The 2,241-nt window shown below is 71.2% G+C and carries 1 protein-coding gene; it reads left to right on the plus strand.

The window, feature by feature from the left end; genetic code table 11:
- Positions 1–175 precede the first annotated feature (175 nt).
- Positions 176–2,241, plus strand: a 2,066-nt coding sequence (locus V7E09_RS15350) for an alpha-mannosidase (RefSeq protein ID WP_324523706.1), incomplete at its 3' end; no start/stop codon positions are given.

Below are 2,241 nucleotides of genomic sequence, written 5' to 3' on the forward strand. Positions count from 1 at the left end.
GCAGGCACCTTCTGATCGACTCGTCGCTTCGCGACGCACGATCCGCCACAGGGGCGGCCCCGCCGGAACACCACCGGCGGGGCCGTTCCGCGTCCGGGGCCGATCCGTAGCGCGCCACGGCAACAAGCGGACCAGGGCGCCCCATCCCTGGGCGCGCGCCGAGGCATCAGGTTGGATGAATCCCATGCACGCCGACACCGCGCTCACCGTCGATCGCACCCGCCGCGTCCTCACTGAACGGATCTGGCCGGCCGTCCACGGGGCAGCGATCCCGCTCACCCTGACCGCCCATCATCTTCCCGGGGAACCCGTCACTCCCCGGGAGGCGCTGGCGGCCGACTACGAGCCCTACGCGCTCGGGACGCCGTGGGGGCCCGCTTGGGCCACCACCTGGTTCCGGCTCCAGGGAGAAGTGCCCGTGGACTGGGCCGGGCGGCAGGTCGAGGTGGTGCTCGACCTGGGATTCAACACCGCCAGCCCCGGCTTCCAGGCCGAGGGCCTGGTGTATCGCCCCGATGGGCAACCGGTGAAGTCGATCAACCCCCGTAACCAGTGGATCCCCGTCACGCAGGACGCTGCCGGCGGGGAGATCATCGACCTCTACGTGGAGGCGGCCGCGAACCCGGTGATCCTCGGCGGTGACGCCTTCCTCCCCACGCGCGACGGCGACCTGGCGACGGCCTCCCGCGAACCGCTCTACGCTGTCCGCCGTGCCGAGGTCGCCCTCGTGGAGACCGAGGTCTTCGAACTGGCCCTCGACCTGGACGTGCTGTTCCAGCTCCAGGCGGAACTGCCGCCCACGGGTCCCCGCCGGTCCCGCATCCTCCAGGCGCTCGATGACGCCCTGGATGCCCTCGACCTGCAACACATCGCCGCGACCGCAGCCGCCGCCCGCGCGGCCCTGGCAGGCGTGCTGGCGGCCCCGGCCGAGGCGAGTGCCCACCGGATCTCCGCCGTCGGCCACGCCCACATCGACTCCGCGTGGCTGTGGCCGGTCCGCGAGACCATCCGCAAGGTCGCCCGGACCACCGCCAGCATGACCGAACTCATCGCGGACACCGACGACTTCCTCTACGGCATGTCGAGCGCCCAGCAGTACGCCTGGATCAAGGAACACCGCCCCGAGGTGTATGCGAAGGTCAAGGATGCCGTCGCCGCCGGGCGTTTCCTGCCGTTGGGCGGCATGTGGGTGGAGTCCGACACCACCATGCCCTCCGGCGAGGCGATGGCCCGGCAGTTCCTCTACGGCCAGCGGTTCTTCGAGGAGGAGTTCGGCCTCCGGTCCAGCGGGGTGTGGCTGCCCGATTCGTTCGGCTACTCGGCCGCCCTGCCGCAGCTCATCCGGCGGGCGGGCTTCTCCTGGTTCTTCACCCAGAAGATCTCCTGGAACCAGGTCAACGTCTTCCCGCACCACACCTTCGACTGGGAGGGGATCGACGGGTCCCGGATCTTCACCCACTTCCCCTCGATGGACACCTACACCTCCGAGCTCAGCGGCGCGGAGGTCGCCAAGGCGTCGCGGCAGTTCCGTGAAGCGCGGCTGGCGTCCGGCTCGATCGCGCCCACGGGATGGGGCGACGGCGGCGGCGGGTCGACCCGCGAGATGGTCGGCAGGGCCGCCCGGCTGGCCGACCTCGAGGGCTCCCCGCGGGTGTCCTGGGAATACCCGGACGCCTTCTACGCCCGTGCCCGGGCAGAACTCCCGCAGGCGCCCGTGTGGGTGGGGGAACTGTATCTGGAGATGCACCGGGGCACGTTGACCAGCCAGCACCGCACCAAGGCGGGCAACCGACGCAGCGAGCAACTCCTCGTCGAGGCCGAACTGTGGTGGGCCACCGCCGCCGTCCACCAGGGAGCGGACTACCCCCACGAGGCCCTGGACGCGCTGTGGCAGCAGACGCTGCTCCAACAGTTCCACGACATCCTGCCGGGCACGTCGATCGCCTGGGTCCACCGCGAGGCACTCGCCCAGTACGCCCGCATCGAGGCAGCGTCGCTGGACCTGATCGCGCAGGCACAAGCGATCCTGGCCGGTGGCGAGGACGCCGCGACGCAGAGCGCGCCGGTCGTGTTCAACGCGTCCCCCTATGCCGTGGACGGGATCCCGGGTCTGGGTGCGGGTGTCCCCGTTCCCCCCGGCGATGCCGCCACCGTGGACCCCACTGCGGAGGGCTGGACGCTGGCCAACGGCCGGGTCCGCGTCGTCCTGGACGCCGACGGGCTGATCGTGTCGGCCCTCGA

This window comes from Propioniciclava sp., assembly GCF_036744435.1.
Lineage (GTDB): Bacteria > Actinomycetota > Actinomycetes > Propionibacteriales > Propionibacteriaceae > Propioniciclava.